Genomic DNA, 16,740 nt, shown 5'->3' with positions numbered 1-16,740 from the left:
AAGGTTGTTGACCCTCTACGCCTTTGTTTATGAAAAACCGTCGAATAACGGCCGGAGACGCACCATGACGCTGGATAAATACGACCGTATGTTGCTCGATGCACTGTTGAAAAATGGCAGGGCGTCTTTTGCGCAGTTGGCAAAATTGGTCAATCTTTCAGCGCCTGCGGTGGCGGAACGGGTCGCCAAGCTGGAGGCAAACGGCGTGATCACCGGGTACGAGGCCAAGGTCGACCTTTCGAAAGTCGGCTTGCCGATTCAGTGCATCATCGAACTGCGCATGGCCAGCCACGGGAATCAGCAGGCGTATGACGAGTTATGGCAGATCCCCGAACTGATCCAGTGCCATCGGGTGACAGGCGACCCCTGCGTCATCATGCGCGCAGCGGTCGATTCGATGCCTCACCTTGAAGACCTGATCAACCGTATCGCTCATTTTGGTTTCAGCAAGACGTCGATTGTGCTGTCGACGGCCGTGGAGCGCAGCGTGCCATCACACTATCTGGTGCCCTACTCCACGCAAGACAGAACTGCAGTCAAAACCCGCGCTGACGCCTGAGGGTTTCGCTGATTTTGGCAGCTGGCACTTTTTGCAGCGAGCACAGCAACTGGTGGGAAACCCCGTCGATGCCGTGGGTCTGACGCAATTGGTTGCTTAGATACACGGTCAGATTGGCCGCCATCTCGGCATCGGCCATGGCCCGGTGAGCCTTGCCGGTGTTGGGCAGGCGTGCATAGCTGGTCAACGTGCCGAGCTTGTGATTAGGCGCACCCGGCATCAGGCGCCGGGCCAGCAGCATGGAACAGGCAAAACTTTGCTCGCGCTTGCGCTGAATACGCGACAGCTCATAGTCCCAGAATTTCTGGTCAAACGAGGCGTTGTGTGCCACCAACGGCGTGGTGCCGACAAAATCCGCAACATCGGCCATCACACGCTCGGCGCTTGGCGCGGTGCGAATCATGTTATTGCTGATGCCGGTCAGGCCTTCGATAAAAGCGGGAATGCGCACGCCGGCATTCATCAGGCTCTGAAAGCGCTCGACGATACGCCCTTGCTCCATGATCACCACAGCAACCTCGGTCGCCCGGCAGTCATGGCCGGGAGAGATGCCGGTTGTTTCAAAGTCGATGACTGCTATACGTTCAAACACGTGGTCCAACCCTTGAAATTCATTTCAGTAACAACGCGCCTTCAATCGGCACGTAACGACTGGCAGCACGGATCAGCGAGTTCGCGGTCAGGCCCGGCACGCCATAGGCCACTGCCTCGACACCGTGCTTGGTGATGATGCGTTCGAGCAGCATGTCGAAGTCACCGTCGCCTGAGGCCAGCACCACTTCGTCGACCTGCGGCGCAAAGTCCATGATGTCGATGGTGATACCGACGTCCCAGTCGCCTTTGGCCGAGCCGTCGCTGCGCTGGATGTAAGGCTTGAGCCGCACGGTGAAACCCAGGTTGCGAAGTATCTGCTGAAACTGCTGCTGTTTGCTGTCGCCGCGATCAATGGCATAGGCAAACGCGTGGACAATTTCTCCACGTTTACTGATATCTGCCCACAGCGCGGCATAGTTGAAATGGCAGCCATGCGCCTGACGCACGGTGTAATAGAGGTTCTGCACATCGGCGAACACCGCGATCTTCTTCACCGCAACTCCTCATGACGCAGGCAATGCACCTGCGGGTACAGCGATCCGGAATATGAATCGCCGTCCAGTATGCCAGCTTGAACACGGAATTGAGGCATGGATCACGGGAACGGCATGACACACGCGCGCAGAAAACGCCCCGCAGGCCGGCGAGGGGCCTTGCCTGCGGGGCGCGTTTCACATCATTGAGCTCAGTCGGACCAGACTGCGCGGCTTGCGCGCAGGGTCAAGCGTTGCTCATACAAACGAATCGTCGTCGTCCGAGAACATTCCGCCGCCGTCGTTGTAACTGTCGTCGGCGGTGTACTGAGAGTCCTGCTGCCCCCAGTTACCTTGGTCATTGGAAAACCCATTGTTCTGGACCGGCGAGTCGTGAATGACCTCGACGATCTCCTGCGGCTGGCTGTGGTGACTGAACAGACTGGAGATGCCCTCTGCCAACATGACGCCGCCTGCCACACCTGCTGCGGTTTTCAACGCACCACCCAGAAAACCACTGCCGACCGGCGCGGCTGGCGCAGGTTGCGGTGGTGCGTAACTGCCTTGCTGAGCGGGAGACGGGTTGAAACCTGCACCGTCGCGCCAGCCACTGCTCGACTGACTCGGTTGCGGCTGAGCCGTGCGAGCAGCGCTGCCACCAAAAATGCTCGATAGAAACCCGCCACTGGCAGGTGCCGAGGAGGCCTGGCCTTTGGCTTGCTGGAGTTCGGCCTGCAGCTGCTGAATTTGCTCGTCACGCTGTTTGATCTGAAGATTGAGCTGATTGACCGCCGCTTCCTGCACCAGAATCGCTTGCGTCATGTAGTAAGGCGCGGCGGGCTGACGGGTCAGATGCTCGTTGATTCTTGCCTGCGCACTCGCGTCTCTGGACGCTCCTGCCTGTTCAGCGTCTTTGAGTTTCGAGAAAAGACCATCAATCAGAGTTTGTTCTTCGTTGTTCATGGCGACCTCGCTGGATTGCCGTTGCTGACCTTCGCCCGACAGGATGTCGGGACGTAACCCAGTAATGGGGCTTGGCGAGGGCCGTTCAATGACATGAAAAAAAGATAAGAACGCTCTGCGCCGCCGCGACTGCGCTTGGTTACGCAGGCGACCATGGGCTAAAGTAGCGACCTGCTTTTTGCCTGTGATCCAGCCCCATGAACCCGTTGACCGTTATCCAGGATTCGCTTTATTTCTTCCGGCGCAATCTGGGCGCCATCGCTATGCTTTGCCTGCCCCTGGTGGTGCTCGAAGCGCTGGCCAAACAGGCGCTGGGCAACGCGATGTCAGCCGATGCCTCGCCTGCCTACGAGCTGGTGATCGGGCTGTTTTTCTACCCGTTGTACACCGCCGCACTGATCCTGTTCATGGATGCGCGTACACGTGGTGAAACACCGCATACCCGTGATCTGTTGGCGATGGCCCTGCGGCTGTGGCCGACGTTTGCCGTCCTCTCGGCCATGAGCACGCTGCTGATCCTGTTCGGCATGTCGCTGCTGGTGGTGCCGGGTATCTGGGTGATGATCAAGCTGGTCTTTTGCGAATACCTGCTGGTGCTTCGTGGACGAACACCGTTCATGGCCATGCGTGAAAGCATGCTGATGACCACTGGCCATTTCACGCGCATTCTGGTCTGCGTACTGTGCGTCTACCTTCCGCTGTCGCTGCTTGAAGGCGTCAGCCTGTACCTGTTGCCGGAACCGCAGAGCGCACCGGTGTCCCTGGCGATTGACAGCCTCAGCAGCTTTCTGCAGCTGTTTACCAGCATCGTATTGTTCCGTCTGTTCATGCTGATCAGCGAACCCGCAGAGGCCAACTGAAGCAAAGGTCAGTCGGCAAGCGCGGTCGACTGGGCTATCATCGGACGCGAATCTTCACTGAGCGCCAGGCGCTCCAAGTCGAGCCGATGCCACGTTTCCTGTTACGCCTGACCCTGTATTGCCTCGTGATCGTCGCCCTGTTGGTGTTGATGGTCCAGCAACTGACCTGGCGACCATCCGCACGTGAAGCGGCTGTCACGCACTGCTCGCCAGAGGTCGCGACCAAGCCGTTGATGCCCGGGCAGGCACTGAAGGTCATGACCTGGAACATTCAATACCTGGCCGGCAAGCGTTACGTATTCTGGTACGACATGGCCGACGGCAGCGGCCAGGACGAGCGCCCTACTCCCGAAGACCTGGCCTATAACCTTGATGAAGTGGTACGGGTGATCCGCCACGAACAGCCCGACATTGTTCTGCTTCAGGAAGTGAACGACGGCGCCAAGAATACCGATTACCACGACCAGCTTGCTTTGCTGCAGGAGCGCGTCACCGATCTATATCCGTGCAGTGCTCAGGCTTTTTACTGGCGGGCCGACTTCGTGCCACTTCCGCACATCTGGGGCAGCGTGGGGCGCAAACTGGCCACCCTCAGCCGTTTCCCGATAGAAAGCGCAGAACGGCTGCAACTGCCGGTACCGGACGCCAATATCATCAGCCGTCAGTTCCAGGCGAAGAATGCGTTGCTGGTCAGCTACCTGCCGCTGCGCGATGGCACCAAGCTCGCCATCATCAACACCCACCTTTCAACCGCCCGCGCAGGCGACGGCACCGCACAACGGCAGATAGAAGCAACCCGAGCAGTGCTGGACAAGCTTGAAAGCAGCGGCACGCCATGGTTGATCGGCGGCGACTTCAACCTGCTGCCGCTCGGCCAGTACCAGCGTCTGCCGGCCGAGCAGCGTGTGCGCTATGCGCCGGACAGCGAGTTGCACGCGCTCTGGGAACACTACCCGATGATCCCGACCAACGACGAAGCCAGCGGTATCGACCGCAACCGCTGGCTGACCTACTTCCCCAATGACCCACGCGTCAGCGGACCGGATCGAACACTGGACTATCTGTTCTACAGCCCGCGCCTGAAAAAGGTCAGTGCATCGGTGCGCCGGGACGACGCGATGCTGATCTCCGATCACCTTCCGGTGATCGGGCGGTTTCTGTTGCCGGTCGCGCCATGAACCAAGGTGCCGGCAGCAGATAATCGTCCAGCACTTCTGCGTCAGGCGAGCAACTTGATCAGGGTCTGATAATAGATTTCCGTCAGAACATCCAGATCGCTGGCCAGGATATGCTCGTTGACCTGATGGATCGTGGCGTTGACTGGCCCCAATTCGACAACCTGAGTGCCCATGGTCGCGATAAACCGGCCGTCAGAAGTGCCGCCGCTGGTGGACGCCTGCGTATCACGTCCGGTGACCAATTTGATGCTGGACGCCACAGCATCCAGCAGCGCTCCCGGCTCCGTCAGAAACGGCAGGCCCGACAATGCCCAGTCGATGTGCCAGTCCAGCGAATGCTTGTCGAGAATCTCGGCGACGCGGCTCTTCAAACCCTCGACCGTCGATTCAGTCGAGAATCGAAAATTGAACACCGCAACCAGTTCACCCGGAATAACGTTGGTAGCCCCCGTACCCGCGTTCAGATTCGATACCTGAAAGCTGGTAGGCGGGAAAAACGCATTGCCGCTGTCCCAGTGCTCGCTGGCCAGTTCAGCCAACACCGGCGCCATCAGATGGATAGGGTTTTTGGCCAGGTGCGGATACGCCACATGGCCCTGAACACCTCGGACAGTGAGGGTTGCACCCAGTGAACCACGACGCCCGTTCTTGACGATATCGCCGACCAGCGTTGTGCTCGACGGCTCGCCCACGATGCACCAGTCCAGACGTTGCTGACGCGCAACCAGGCGCTCGACCACCGCCTTGGTACCGTAATGAGCAGGCCCTTCTTCGTCGCTGGTGATCAGAAACGCCACTGAACCACGGTGATCAGGGTAATCCACCACGAAGCGTTCCGCCGCCACCAACATGGCTGCCAGACTGCCTTTCATGTCCGCAGCACCTCGCCCGTGAAGCATCCCCTGTTCATCGATCAACGCCTCGAATGGCGGGATGTTCCAGGCCTGCAACGGCCCGGTGGGCACCACATCGGTGTGCCCGGCAAAACACAGCACGGGGCCTTCACTGCTGCCATGAGACGCCCAGAAATTATCAACATTCTCAATCTTCATCGGTTCAAGCGCGAAGCCGACATGACCCAGTCGCGCCATCATCAATTCCTGGCAGCCAGCGTCGAGTGGAGTGACCGAAGGACGGCGAATCAATTCGCAGGCGAGTTCAAGAGTGGGTGAGAGCATGAGGACAAAGACTCCAAAGGACGGTTGAAAAATTTATGTTACATTATTACATTATTACATTATGTTTCAGAAGTCTTGCCGAGATCCGTAGGCCGGGCTTTCAAGCAAACCAGCAGGTTGCCATCCCGTGCGGGCCGATCGGCATGACCGTCCTTGTGCATCAGCGTTGACGCTGGAGCGTGATCAAACCGTACTGAGAACTTGATATGAACGACGCTTTAACCCAACTGCAGTCCTACCCGTTTGAAAAACTGCGCGCCCTGTTGAACGGCGTGACGCCAAACGCGAGCCTGCGTCCTATCGCGCTGTCCATCGGCGAGCCGAAACACCCGTCGCCCGCCTTCGTCAAAGAAGCACTGGCAGCCAATCTCGATAAAATGGCGGTGTATCCCGCGACGCTGGGGATACCCGAGTTGCGCACAGCTATCGCAGACTGGTGCCAGCAGCGCTTCGGCGTGCCTGCCGGCTGGCTGGATCCTGCTCGTAACATCCTGCCCGTCAATGGAACTCGCGAAGCGCTTTTCGCATTTACCCAGACCGTTGTGCGTCGCGATGCCGACGGGTTGGTGATCAGTCCAAATCCGTTCTATCAAATCTACGAAGGCGCAGCGATTCTGGCGGGAGCCACGCCTCACTACTTGCCGTGCCTGGACAGCAACGGCTTCAATCCGGATTTTGACAGCGTATCGGCTGATATCTGGAAGCGCTGCCAGATCCTGTTTCTCTGCTCGCCGGGTAACCCCACCGGGGCACTGGTACCGCTGGAAACTTTGAAGAAGCTGATTTTGCTGGCGGACGAGTACGACTTTGTCATCGCGGCGGACGAATGCTACAGCGAGCTGTACTTTGACGAAACCTCACCACCGCCTGGCTTGCTGACCGCTTGCGCAGAGCTGGGTCGTCGTGATTTCAAACGTTGCGTGGTGTTCCACAGTCTGTCGAAGCGTTCTAACTTGCCAGGGCTGCGCTCAGGGTTTGTGGCGGGCGACGCGGATATTCTCAAAGCCTTCCTTTTGTACCGGACCTACCACGGCTGTGCCATGCCTGTGCACAGCCAACTGGCCAGCGTTTGCGCCTGGAAAGATGAAAGCCATGTTCATGAAAACCGCGATTTGTATCGTGAAAAATTCGACGCGGTGCTCGCCATTCTGTCTCCGGTCATGGACGTCAAAAAGCCTGACGGCAGCTTCTATCTGTGGGCAAAAGTCCCGATGGACGATGCCGAATTCTGCCGCGATCTGTTCGAACAGGCACACATCACCGTCGTTCCGGGATCCTACCTGTCACGCGAAGTCGACGGCGTCAATCCAGGTGCAGAGCGGATAAGAATGGCGCTGGTTGCGCCCTTGGCCGAGTGCGTGGAAGCGGCAGAACGGATCAGGGATTTCCTTTTGGCGCGTCGCTGATACCGGGTTCACGCTCCGGGTATCCGGCAACGCCTGGACGGGGCAGCCTGCTTATGTTTACAACGTGAATTCGTCAAGCGCCCGGTCACTGTTATTGAGTAGTCATGGCAAAAGAGGCCAGTAACTGACTAACAAGAGCGGCGTCTTAGAGAGAAGAACAGTCCGGCCGACCAAAAAGTTATAGAGTTTAGTTAAAAGGTGCTCTGACACTTTTGCACCTGATCAACTTGCTGCTGAAGCGCAGGCCAGTAACAACGTGCTGGTGACATAAGCACCTGATTGTTACTGGCGTGCCTGACATCAACAGCGTTCTATCAATTGCTATTCAAGCGCCCCGAACCGGGACGCTGGGCTTGTGCGCCTGGACATGCACCTGAACTGGACAAAAGACAGAAGACACCTGGACGGCAAGTTCCAGGAAGGCTGCAGGCTCGCTTTTGAAATCCGTAATCACTTAAAAAACACAAAGGATACACGCATGAAAAAAGCACCTTATCTGCTCCTGACGGCCCTTATTGCGCAAGCCACAATGGCCGCGCCATCTGACGCCGAAAAGAAACTGGTCACCTACGTAGACCAGCACCACGCTGAGCAAGTGTCTTTTCTGGAAAAACTGGTCAACATCAATAGCGGGACCGAGAACGTAAAAGGCGTTACTCAAGCTGGCAACTTGATGAAGAAAAAACTTGATGAGCTCGGCTTCCAGACGCAGTGGCATCAACTGCCAACAGGTATGAACCACGCGGGGAGCCTTGTTGCTGTTCACAAGGGCAAATCATCCAAGCGCATGTTGCTGATCGGTCATCTGGACACTGTCTTCCCGGAGGACAGCAAGTTCCAGACATTCACCTATATCGAAGACGGCAAAAAAGCCAAAGGGCCGGGGGTTATAGATGACAAGGGCGGCATCGTGACGATGCTGTATGCCTTGGAGGCATTGAAGGCCAATGGTTCGCTGGAAAACATGAATGTCTCAGTGGTACTGGTCGGTGACGAAGAGCTGGCCGCCAAGCCCACAGAGATTTCAAGAAAAGTACTCATTGATGAAGCGAAGAAAAGCGACATCGCATTAGGTTTCGAGTTTGCCCTGTCCCCTGATCAACTGGTCACCAACCGCAGAGGCTTGAGCGAATGGTTCTTGACGAGTAAAGGCGTAGAACGCCATTCAGCGACTATTTTCCAACCCAAGACCGGCTTTGGTGCCATTTACGAATCCGCGCGCGTCCTGGACCAGATCAGATCGCAACTGTCGAACACTCCAGGGCTGACCATCAATCCTGGCATCGTGCTTGGAGGAGCGAGTGCGGTCGAAGACATCGAAAATGGTAAAGGCGTTGCCACCGGCAGAAAAACCAGTGTCGCGAAAACATCGGCTGTCCATGGTGATCTTCGTTTCGCAAGTGATGAACAGCAGGCTCAAGCGGAATCGAAGATAAAATCGATCGTCAGCCAGCCATTGGCCAACACCAGCAGCGAATTTGTACTCAAACCCATCATGCCCGTCATGGAAGAGACCAAAGGCAATCTGGAACTGTTGAGGCAGTACAGCGAAGTCAGCCAGGACCTGGGCGGCCCCGTATTGGAGCCAGTACCCGCGACAGAGAGAGGCGGTGCTGATATCTCTTACGTGAGCAAATTCGTCAGTGCGAGTCTGGACGGGCTCGGTGCAGCAGGCGAAGCGACGCACACTGAAAACGAGACTATCGACCTGAGCTCGCTGCCCGTAGCGACCAAGCGGGCCGCTATTTTCATGAGCCGCTACAGCCACTGAAGACCTGCGTCGGATAGCCCACGTTACCGGGCTATCCGACTGAGCCGACAATAACTCACCCCTCCTGTCCTACTGACCGGCATCACAGAACCGATGGGCAAGCGCTACAGCCTAAGTCCCTCGGGGCTTGATACGAGCTGTCGCTTGCGCCACCAGCGGATCATCCGGCCAATAGTGTTTCGGATAACGCCCTTTCAAATCCTTCTTCACGTCGGCATAGGTGTTGCTCCAGAAACTGGCCAGATCCTGCGTGACTTGCACTGGACGTCGTGCCGGCGACAGCAGGTGCAGTTTGACCACCTGACGACCGTTGGCAATGCGTGGCGTGTCAGCCAGACCAAACAGCTCCTGCAGACGAACGGCCAGGATGGGTGGGTGCTCGCTGTAATCCAGGCGCACCGAGGACCCTGAAGGGACGTTCAGATGATGCGGTGCCAGTTCGTCCAGACGTTGCGGCAGCGGCCACGCCAGTACATTGCGCAGAATCGAGGACAAGTCGAGGTTGGCGAAGTGACTGAGTCGCGTCACCTTGCCCAGATAAGGCGCCAGCCAGGTTTCTAACGTATCGAGCAGGGCCTTGTCGCTGACGTCCGGCCATTCACTGGCGGGCAGTTTTTCCAGATCCAGCTGACGCAGCAAGGCAACCCGCGCCTGCCATTGACGCAGTTCCGGCGTCCAGGGCAACAGTTCAAGCCCCTTGCGACGCACCAGCGCCAGCAAGGCCTGGCTGCGCGCGGCGTCGTCCAGGCCGGTCAACGGCTCACGACTGAGGATCAGTTCGCCCGCCTTGCGCTGACGCTCGGCGCGGAATACGCCTTCACGCTCGTCCCAGTCGATCTGGTCCAGGGTGACGACCTGTTCAGCCAGCACCGAATCGAACAGGGCTGGATCGAATTCAGCGGCCAGATAGATACGCTCCTCACGCTGCCCCTGACGGCTGCCCAGGTCGGCGATCACCAGCCAGGCTTGCTTCATCAGCGCATCAGCCTCGGCAAACAGCGCCGCCCGGCCATTGGCCAGGCGATACTCAGCACCACCAGGCCGACGCTGCTGAGCCACGCGGTCCGGATAAGCCAATGCCAGTAATGCGCCGAGCCAGCGCGGATGGTTCGGGTCACTGACCGGGCTTTTGGCTGCGCCCCGCAAGTAACTGCGATATTGACGCGCCAGCTGTCTGGCCCGCTGCACACCACCCTGCGCGCCACGCGCCGCACGCTCGGTGCCCGCGAGCAAGGTCAGACGGCTGTGCAGATCGGCGCCCGCGCCGCGCAGAATATCGCGCTCGCCCAACAGCGCCGCCACGTCACAAGCCAGTTCACCCAGGCCCAGCGTATGGCCACGCAACAGCAAATGCGCGATGCGCGGATGGGCAGGCAGCTCAGCCATCGCCTGACCATGCGATGTCAGCGGCCGGGACTGGCCGGACTGCTCGCTCAGCGCACCCAGCCGCACCAGCAAATCCTGCGCCTGTGCATAAGCGGCGGCGGGCGGCATGTCGAGCCAGACCAGTTGCGCGGGCGTGACGCCCCAACGGGCCAGCTGCAGCGCCAAGCTGGCGAGGTCTGCCTGAAGAATTTCAGCCGCACCATAAGCAGCAAGCTGATCATGTTGCACTTCTGACCACAGCCGATAACACACACCGGGCTCCAGACGCCCAGCCCGCCCGGCCCGCTGCGTTGCGCTGGCACGAGAAATGCGCTGAGTTTCCAGCCGCGTCATGCCACTGCCCGGATCGAAACGCGGCACCCGCGCCAGCCCCGCATCAATCACCACGCGCACGCCGTCGATGGTCAGGCTGGTCTCTGCAATATTGGTCGCCAGCACCACCTTGCGCGTTCCGGCAGGGGCCGGTTCGATGGCGGCGCGTTGCGCGTTCAGGTCAAGCTCACCGTGCAACGGACAGAGCAGGATGTCTGCGCGGTCACCCAACGCCTCGGCCAGTTGCTGGTTGACCCGGCGGATCTCAGCCTGCCCCGGCAAAAACACCAACAGGCTGCCAGACTCGCTGCCCAGCGCGTCCAGTACGGTCTGTACCACACGCGGCTCAACAAACTCACCGGGCTGAAACGGCCGCCCCCATTGCATGGTCACCGGGAACATGCGTCCATCGCTGCGCACTACGGGTGCGTTATCCAGCAGCGCAGCCAGCCGTTCGCCTTCCAGCGTCGCAGACATCAGAAGAATCTTGAGGGGTTGATCCTCACGAAACAGCTCGCGGCCATTGAGGCTCAAGGCCAACGCCAGGTCCGCGTCGAGGCTGCGCTCATGAAATTCATCGAAAATCAGCAGCCCGACCCCTTCCAGCGCCGGATCATCCTGCAACCGGCGGGTCAGGATGCCTTCGGTCACGACTTCGATACGGGTGTTGGGGCCGACGCGGCTTTCCAGCCGGATCCGGTAGCCCACCGTTTCACCGACCTTTTCACCCAACTCGCTGGCCAGACGCTCAGCCGCAGCCCGCGCAGCCAGCCGACGCGGCTCCAGCATCAGAATGGTCTGCCCGGCCAGCCAGGTTTCCTCCAGCAACGCCAACGGTACACGCGTGGTCTTGCCAGCGCCCGGAGGGGCTTCGAGTACCGCTTCATGGCGAGTGATCAAAGCCTGGCGCAAAGCCGGAAGGACAGCATCAATGGGTAACGAAATCATGGGGGCTCCCGAACAGATCGGCGAGTATACCGGGGCGAGCCAAGCGAATCAGGCGGTAATGGGCAGCGATGTCCAGGCACTCACCGCTGAAGTTCAAGAAGTGAGACCGTCTATCGAAATCGGCACCGCACCGCACCGCATCGCTGACTGACTGACTGACTGACTAAAACTGCGCCCGGACTAAACCCCTGGATCAACCAGTCCGCGAAGCAATCGAACCGCCATACTCTGTTTATCGACCTCACTGGCGTTCAGAGGTCTTTCGCAGTATTCGCGACTCAAAAAAACAATCACGTCATTACCGTCAGGGTCATCGGGGTAGCCAGGGTGTCTGGAGATCTCTGCCAGCAAATCTTTTGATACCGGGGCTGCGTGGAAATGCACGTTGAGGCCTGGCGAGAAACCCAGTTTGTAAAACACGACTTTGTAAGGGGTGTAGGCCTTTGCCAGTAAACGCTCGACTGCTTTCATGATCAACCCCAATGACGACAATGCTTCGTCGCTCAACTCGTTGAGGTCCGAAGCCGTCTCCACCGACGAGATGATCAAATACCCGTCGTAACGTGCATCGCGGCGATGTGTCACCGCCCAGTGGGCAGTGTTGAAAATATCAACCTCGTCGATGCAGCGCCCCCTGAACAACATTTTTGAATGAACCATGCGGGTGAAGGAAAACGCGAATCACCGCTTCAGAACCACCCATGTGCGCAATAGTCTTAGCCTTGCAGCCTTTGCCTTGTATAGTTGCCCTCTTCATCTCAGGAGCTTCCCATGCGCATTCCTTCCCGCTTGATCGGTGGCGTTCTGGTCGCCACGTTGCTGACTCAGATTTCTGCCTGCGGCAGTATTTTCTACCCTGACCGTCGTGGCCAGATCGATGGCAAGATCGACCCTGCCATCGCGGCACTGGATGCATTCGGTCTGCTTTTTTACATCATTCCCGGCGTGATCGCTTTTGCCGTGGACTTTGCCTCGGGCGCAATCTATTACGCACCTGGCGAGCACGCGCAAATCGATCCGCAAAAGCTGCAGCCGGCGATCAAGGCTGACGGCAGTGTGGACAACATCAAGCTGCAAGCCATCATTGAAAGCGAACTGGGCCGTTCGTTGCCACTGAACGATCCACGTCTGATTCAGCACAAAGGCAGCGTGGAACAACTCGCCTCGCTGGGTTTGATCCCGGCGGCGTAAAGCCTTTTCCAAGCTGAAGGACGCGTCATGAGCACCACTGCCGAACATACCCGACTGCTGCGTCTGGCGACGCGGGCCTCACTGGCGGTTGCCGTGACGTTGATTCTGGCCAAGAGCGTGGCCTGGTGGATCAGCGGCTCGGTGAGCCTGCTGGCCGGGTTGACCGACTCGTTGCTCGATGGTGCGGCGTCCTTTCTCAACCTGCTGGCCGTGCACTACGCGTTGCGCCCTGCCGATGATGATCATCGGTATGGGCACGGCAAGGCCGAAGCATTGTCGGGCATGGCGCAAGCGCTGTTTATCGGAGTCAGTGGCGTGCTGATTGCTTTTCAGGCAGTCGAACGCATTCAGAACCCCTCACCGCTGGGCGCTCCGTTGCTTGGCATGATCGTCATGGTGGTGTCCATCGGGCTGACGCTGGCTTTGCTGGCGCTGCAATCCCGGGTGATCAAGGCGACCGGCTCGGCGGCCATCCGCGCCGATTCGCTGCACTACCGCTCTGATCTGCTGCTCAATGCCAGCATCCTTGTGGCGCTGACGCTGGCCTATTTTGGCTGGCAGCAACTGGACGCGTATTTCGGCCTCGCCATTGCCGTCTATATTTTGTGGAGTGCGTTTCAGATTGCCCGCGAAACGGTGTCGGTGCTGATGGATGAAGAATTGCCTGCCGACGTCAGTGGCCACATGCTGGAACTGGCGTGCAACGTGCCAGGCGTATTGGGCGCACATGATTTACGCACACGAATTTCCGGCAATCACTGGTTCGTGCAACTGCATCTGGAGTTGCCTGGCTCGTTGACGCTGTCGGTTGCCCACGCGCTTTGCGAGCAGGTCGAAGATGCCATTCGCGGTCAGTACCCGAAGGCCGAAGTGCTGGTGCACGCCGACCCTCAGGAAGTCGTCAGGCAGGCTCGCGCCTGATCAGCTTTAATTGACGCTGTAACCACGCCCGGCCAGACAGGCGCCCATCGAGCGGCGATACAGGTCAACCACATCGGCTTGTGGCTGATAGGTCACGTTTGCCGGATCGAAACCGCTCTGGTCTGCGGCCCAGCGGTAGCATTGATAATGGTCCAACTCGACCTGCTGCTGGCTCTGCCCATTGAGCGGGTACGCCACCGGATCGTAGCCATTGCCTTGCTGCTGGACCGGTGCACTCTGCACCGCCTCGTTCTGCGGCGGATTCACCACCACGTAGTCCTGACTGTCTTCCTGATAGGCGTAGTAAGTGCCGGCTGCCAGAAACAACAGGCTGCCGCCCACCCAGACTTCCTGCGAGTAGGAAGGCACACTGCGCACTCGTACGCCGTAAGGTGGCGTCACGACCACGTAGCGCGGGCCTTGCGGGCGATACCAGTAGCCTTCGGAGTAGAAATAGTCCTGCCCGCGATAGGGGATGCGTGAAGAGCTGCCCGGCACTCGGTCAATGGCATAACCCGGCCGATACTGCGGGCCTGGGCCCCAGCCATTGCCGCGGCCATCAGGTCGGCCGTCCCAGTGATCATTAGGGCGGCCATTGCCTGCGCTCCAGTTGCGATTGTTGCCGCGCGGGTTGTCCTGATAATAGCCCTGACGAGGTTGCTGGGTCTGCCAGGCTTCTCTGGGCCCGCTTTGGATTGGCAGATTGTTCTGGCTCTGCCTCAACTGCTGACGCTGTTGGTTCTGTTGTTCCTGAATCTGGCGTTGCTGCTCGCGCTGCTGCTGATTGATCTGCTGTTGCTGCTGACGTTCGACGTTGCGCTGCTGGACCTGTTGTTGCTGAATCTGCTGCTGTTGCTGACGCTCAACCTGGCGCTGTTGATTCTGTTGCTCCTGAATCTGGCGCTGTTGGTTGTCCTGCTGCTGATTGATCTGCTGTTGTTGCTGACGCTCGACCTGACGCTGCTGATTCTGCTGTTGCTGGATCTGGCGCTGCTGGTCGTTGCGCTGCTGATTGATCTGCTGTTGCTGCTGACGCTCGACGTTACGCTGCTGGTTCTGCTGCTGTGCGTTCTCATTGTTGCTGCCGCGCAACGGGTTTCGCTGCGAGTCGTCGCGCTCGTCGGCCAGCGTGTGCGCGCTGATGCTCAGGCACAACAGACTCAACCCCGCCAACTGCCGGATGCCAGATTTCATGCTTTCCTCACTAGGGCGCGGGATCAATGTCATTAAGACTGTAATAGCGATGCGCCGTTCTGCGCACTTTATCAGGACACAAAGAAAAGGGGGCCAGATGGCCCCCTTGGGATACTTCGTCCTGGCGCAACGCTTTTGACGTTGGCTCACCTCATGCCGTCTTCTGGACAGTATGTAGCCCGGGGGCCTGGCGCACCCTGTTGGGTGGGAGGCCGCGACTGGCCTGATTCGGCGAGTCGCGCTGGACGCTGTGTCCGGGCAGTGATTCTGTTTAAAAGAATAGGCCTGCAGAGGTAGCAGAGGATTGCTAATATTGCTCAATAAAACATCACTTGCGCAATTTTTGACTTCAGATTAATAATTCAGCGCAATTCAACTTATAAAGGGGAACGTCGTGAGCAAGCTAGACAGATATGACCTGAGCATTTTGGCTGAGCTGCAACGGGACGCACGAATTTCCAACCAGGAACTGGCTGAACGCATTGGTCTGTCTCCATCGCCATGCTCACGCAGGGTCAAGCAGCTGGAAGACGACGGCTATATCGTGCGCCAGGTGGCGTTGCTGGACCGCAAAAAGCTGGGTCTGAACCTGACCGCTTACGTGCTGATCGGCATGGACCGCCATACACCTGAGCGATTCGAGAATTTCGAGCAGCACATTCGCAATCTGCCTCAGGTACTGGAGTGCAGCCTGGTAACGGGAATGGACGCTGACTATCAACTGAAAGTGGTGGTGCCCGACATGGACCACTATCAGAAACTCTTGCTGGGGCACCTGACACGCATTGAAGGCGTCACCAGCGTGAAGTCCAGTTTCGTGCTCAACCAGGTACTGGCCAGCACCGAAATGCCGCTGACCCACCTGCGTGGCTGATTCATCAGCCGGAGTACCCGATGGACCCTGCGCTGTTTGAAGAGTGGATGATGACTGTCCTGATTACCGTACTGATCGGGTTCATGGCTTTCATCGTCCGGGATCTGGCCAGGAAGTCCAAGGCTGGCAGGTTTGGCACTGTCATTCTGTTTGGGGTACTGGGCTTTGGTATTTTGGCGTTCGCGATCAAAAGCGTGGTAGTCGCCTACCTCGAAAACCCGTCCTGAAGCTGACACGCGCAAGCGTCAGCACCATCAGAATCTGGCGGGCACTTCACGATACTGCCCCTGGTCCAGGCCGTCGAGCGTCCAGTCACCAATCCTGACCCGCACCAGTCGCAGGGTGGGCAAGCCGACCGCAGCGGTCATACGTCTCACCTGACGGTTTCGCCCTTCCTTGATGACCAGCTCCAGCCAACTGGTCGGCACACTTTTACGAAACCGCACTGGCGGATTACGTGGCCAAAGCTGCGGCTCCTCAAGTGACCGGGCCTCGGCAGGCAGAGTGGGGCCGTCGTTAAGCTGAACGCCCTCACGCAATTGTTGCAACTGCGCTTCGGTGGGTTCGCCCTCGACCTGTACCCAATAGGTCTTGGCCAGTTTGTGTTTGGGGTCGGCAATACGTGCCTGCAACTGTCCGTCATTGGTCAGCAGCAGCAAGCCTTCACTGTCGCGGTCCAGGCGGCCTGCCGGGTAGATACCGGGGATCTTGATGAAATCCTTGAGCGTGGACCGCCCTGCTTCGTCGCTGAATTGAGTGAGCACGTCGAACGGCTTGTTGAACAGGATCAGTTTTGGCTCGGCTGGCGGCGCTTTGGCGACACGACGGTTGGCGCCAACGGGGTTGGGAGCTGGGCGACGGGAGGGAGGACGTGGGGAGCGGGACATGAGAATTTCGGTAATTGGCAAACAGAAAGGGCCACTTTAAGTGGC

Annotated in this window: 18 protein-coding genes; 10 read left to right on the top strand and 8 right to left on the bottom strand. The window is 58.5% G+C overall.

Features of this window, described 5'->3' with window-relative positions; genetic code table 11:
* Window positions 1-64: 64 nt before the first annotated feature.
* Window positions 65-559 (top strand): Lrp/AsnC family transcriptional regulator, encoded by a 495-nt coding sequence (locus tag KDX37_RS14330; RefSeq protein ID WP_231653330.1) that lies wholly within the window; start codon window positions 65-67, stop codon window positions 557-559.
* Here KDX37_RS14330 and KDX37_RS14325 read toward each other — a convergent pair.
* The 3 genes from KDX37_RS14325 to KDX37_RS14315 all read right to left on the bottom strand — a co-directional run bounded on the left by KDX37_RS14325 (window position 537) and on the right by KDX37_RS14315 (window position 2,589).
* Window positions 537-1,151, bottom strand: a complete 615-nt coding sequence (locus KDX37_RS14325) for a 3'-5' exonuclease (protein ID WP_231653329.1) — start codon at window positions 1,149-1,151, stop codon at window positions 537-539. The genes KDX37_RS14330 and KDX37_RS14325 overlap by 23 nt on opposite strands.
* A 19-nt stretch (window positions 1,152-1,170) precedes the next feature.
* Window positions 1,171-1,647 (bottom strand): NYN domain-containing protein, encoded by a 477-nt coding sequence (locus KDX37_RS14320; RefSeq protein ID WP_231653328.1) that lies wholly within the window; start codon window positions 1,645-1,647, stop codon window positions 1,171-1,173.
* 237 nt (window positions 1,648-1,884) lie between these two features.
* Complete coding sequence (locus tag KDX37_RS14315) at window positions 1,885-2,589, bottom strand: DUF2076 domain-containing protein (RefSeq protein WP_231653327.1); 705 nt, start codon at window positions 2,587-2,589, stop codon at window positions 1,885-1,887.
* Between the two features lie 197 nt (window positions 2,590-2,786).
* Between KDX37_RS14315 and KDX37_RS14310 the strand changes: the two genes are divergently transcribed.
* Both KDX37_RS14310 and KDX37_RS14305 read left to right on the top strand, forming a co-directional pair.
* Window positions 2,787-3,449: a hypothetical protein gene (locus tag KDX37_RS14310; RefSeq protein ID WP_231653326.1), complete on the top strand. Its 663-nt coding sequence runs from the start codon at window positions 2,787-2,789 to the stop codon at window positions 3,447-3,449.
* An 86-nt stretch (window positions 3,450-3,535) separates the two neighbouring features.
* Window positions 3,536-4,627 carry an endonuclease/exonuclease/phosphatase family protein gene (locus KDX37_RS14305; protein WP_231653325.1) on the top strand — a complete coding sequence of 364 codons (1,092 nt, stop codon included), beginning with the start codon at window positions 3,536-3,538 and terminating at the stop codon, window positions 4,625-4,627.
* 41 nt (window positions 4,628-4,668) lie between these two features.
* Here KDX37_RS14305 and dapE read toward each other — a convergent pair whose 3' ends face one another.
* Window positions 4,669-5,805, bottom strand: coding sequence for a succinyl-diaminopimelate desuccinylase (gene dapE / locus KDX37_RS14300; RefSeq protein ID WP_231653324.1), 1,137 nt, complete (start codon window positions 5,803-5,805; stop codon window positions 4,669-4,671).
* Between the two features lie 206 nt (window positions 5,806-6,011).
* Between dapE and dapC the strand changes: the two genes are divergently transcribed.
* Complete coding sequence (gene dapC / locus KDX37_RS14295) at window positions 6,012-7,211, top strand: succinyldiaminopimelate transaminase (protein ID WP_231653323.1); 1,200 nt, start codon at window positions 6,012-6,014, stop codon at window positions 7,209-7,211.
* 478 nt (window positions 7,212-7,689) lie between these two features.
* The gene (locus KDX37_RS14290; protein WP_406642277.1) at window positions 7,690-8,982 is read left to right on the top strand and encodes a M20 family metallopeptidase; all 1,293 of its coding nucleotides are present in this window, start codon (window positions 7,690-7,692) and stop codon (window positions 8,980-8,982) included.
* Between the two features lie 111 nt (window positions 8,983-9,093).
* Here the strand turns inward: KDX37_RS14290 and hrpB are convergent, their stop codons facing one another.
* A complete protein-coding gene (gene hrpB, locus KDX37_RS14285) occupies window positions 9,094-11,628 on the bottom strand; it encodes an ATP-dependent helicase HrpB (protein WP_231653322.1) in 2,535 nt (844 codons plus the stop codon).
* Between hrpB and KDX37_RS14280 the strand changes: the two genes are divergently transcribed.
* Complete coding sequence (locus KDX37_RS14280) at window positions 11,612-11,779, top strand: hypothetical protein (RefSeq protein ID WP_231653321.1); 168 nt, start codon at window positions 11,612-11,614, stop codon at window positions 11,777-11,779. The two genes, hrpB and KDX37_RS14280, sit on opposite strands and share 17 nt — an antisense overlap.
* Window positions 11,780-11,808: 29 nt before the next feature.
* Here the strand turns inward: KDX37_RS14280 and KDX37_RS14275 are convergent, their stop codons facing one another.
* Window positions 11,809-12,273 carry a hypothetical protein gene (locus tag KDX37_RS14275; RefSeq protein WP_231653320.1) on the bottom strand — a complete coding sequence of 155 codons (465 nt, stop codon included), beginning with the start codon at window positions 12,271-12,273 and terminating at the stop codon, window positions 11,809-11,811.
* Window positions 12,274-12,399: 126 nt separating this feature from the next.
* Here KDX37_RS14275 and KDX37_RS14270 point away from each other — a divergent pair, with 126 nt between their 5' ends.
* Together KDX37_RS14270 and KDX37_RS14265 are read left to right on the top strand one after the other, a co-directional pair.
* Entirely contained in the window at window positions 12,400-12,819 is a 420-nt protein-coding gene (locus KDX37_RS14270; RefSeq protein WP_231653319.1) for a polyribonucleotide nucleotidyltransferase, read from the top strand.
* Window positions 12,820-12,846: 27 nt separating this feature from the next.
* Window positions 12,847-13,740 (top strand): cation diffusion facilitator family transporter, encoded by an 894-nt coding sequence (locus KDX37_RS14265; protein ID WP_231653318.1) that lies wholly within the window; start codon window positions 12,847-12,849, stop codon window positions 13,738-13,740.
* Between the two features lie 6 nt (window positions 13,741-13,746).
* Here the strand turns inward: KDX37_RS14265 and KDX37_RS29545 are convergent, their stop codons facing one another.
* Complete coding sequence (locus tag KDX37_RS29545; protein ID WP_319941699.1) at window positions 13,747-14,934, bottom strand: DUF6515 family protein; 1,188 nt, start codon at window positions 14,932-14,934, stop codon at window positions 13,747-13,749.
* Window positions 14,935-15,328: 394 nt separating this feature from the next.
* Between KDX37_RS29545 and KDX37_RS14255 the strand changes: the two genes are divergently transcribed.
* Both KDX37_RS14255 and KDX37_RS14250 read left to right on the top strand, forming a co-directional pair.
* Window positions 15,329-15,808, top strand: a complete 480-nt coding sequence (locus KDX37_RS14255) for an Lrp/AsnC family transcriptional regulator (protein ID WP_231653317.1) — start codon at window positions 15,329-15,331, stop codon at window positions 15,806-15,808.
* A 20-nt stretch (window positions 15,809-15,828) separates the two neighbouring features.
* Complete coding sequence (locus KDX37_RS14250) at window positions 15,829-16,035, top strand: DUF2788 domain-containing protein (protein WP_231653316.1); 207 nt, start codon at window positions 15,829-15,831, stop codon at window positions 16,033-16,035.
* Between the two features lie 27 nt (window positions 16,036-16,062).
* Here the strand turns inward: KDX37_RS14250 and KDX37_RS14245 are convergent, their stop codons facing one another.
* On the bottom strand, window positions 16,063-16,695 hold the full coding sequence (locus tag KDX37_RS14245; RefSeq protein ID WP_231653315.1) for an rRNA large subunit pseudouridine synthase E: 633 nt from the start codon (window positions 16,693-16,695) through the stop codon (window positions 16,063-16,065).
* Window positions 16,696-16,740: the final 45 nt, after the last annotated feature.

This window comes from Pseudomonas californiensis (genome assembly GCF_021147775.1).
Classification (GTDB): Bacteria; Pseudomonadota; Gammaproteobacteria; order Pseudomonadales; family Pseudomonadaceae; genus Aquipseudomonas; species Aquipseudomonas californiensis.
The sequence above is the reverse complement of the archived record's forward strand: the minus strand, read 5'-3'. Positions and strand labels throughout refer to the sequence as shown.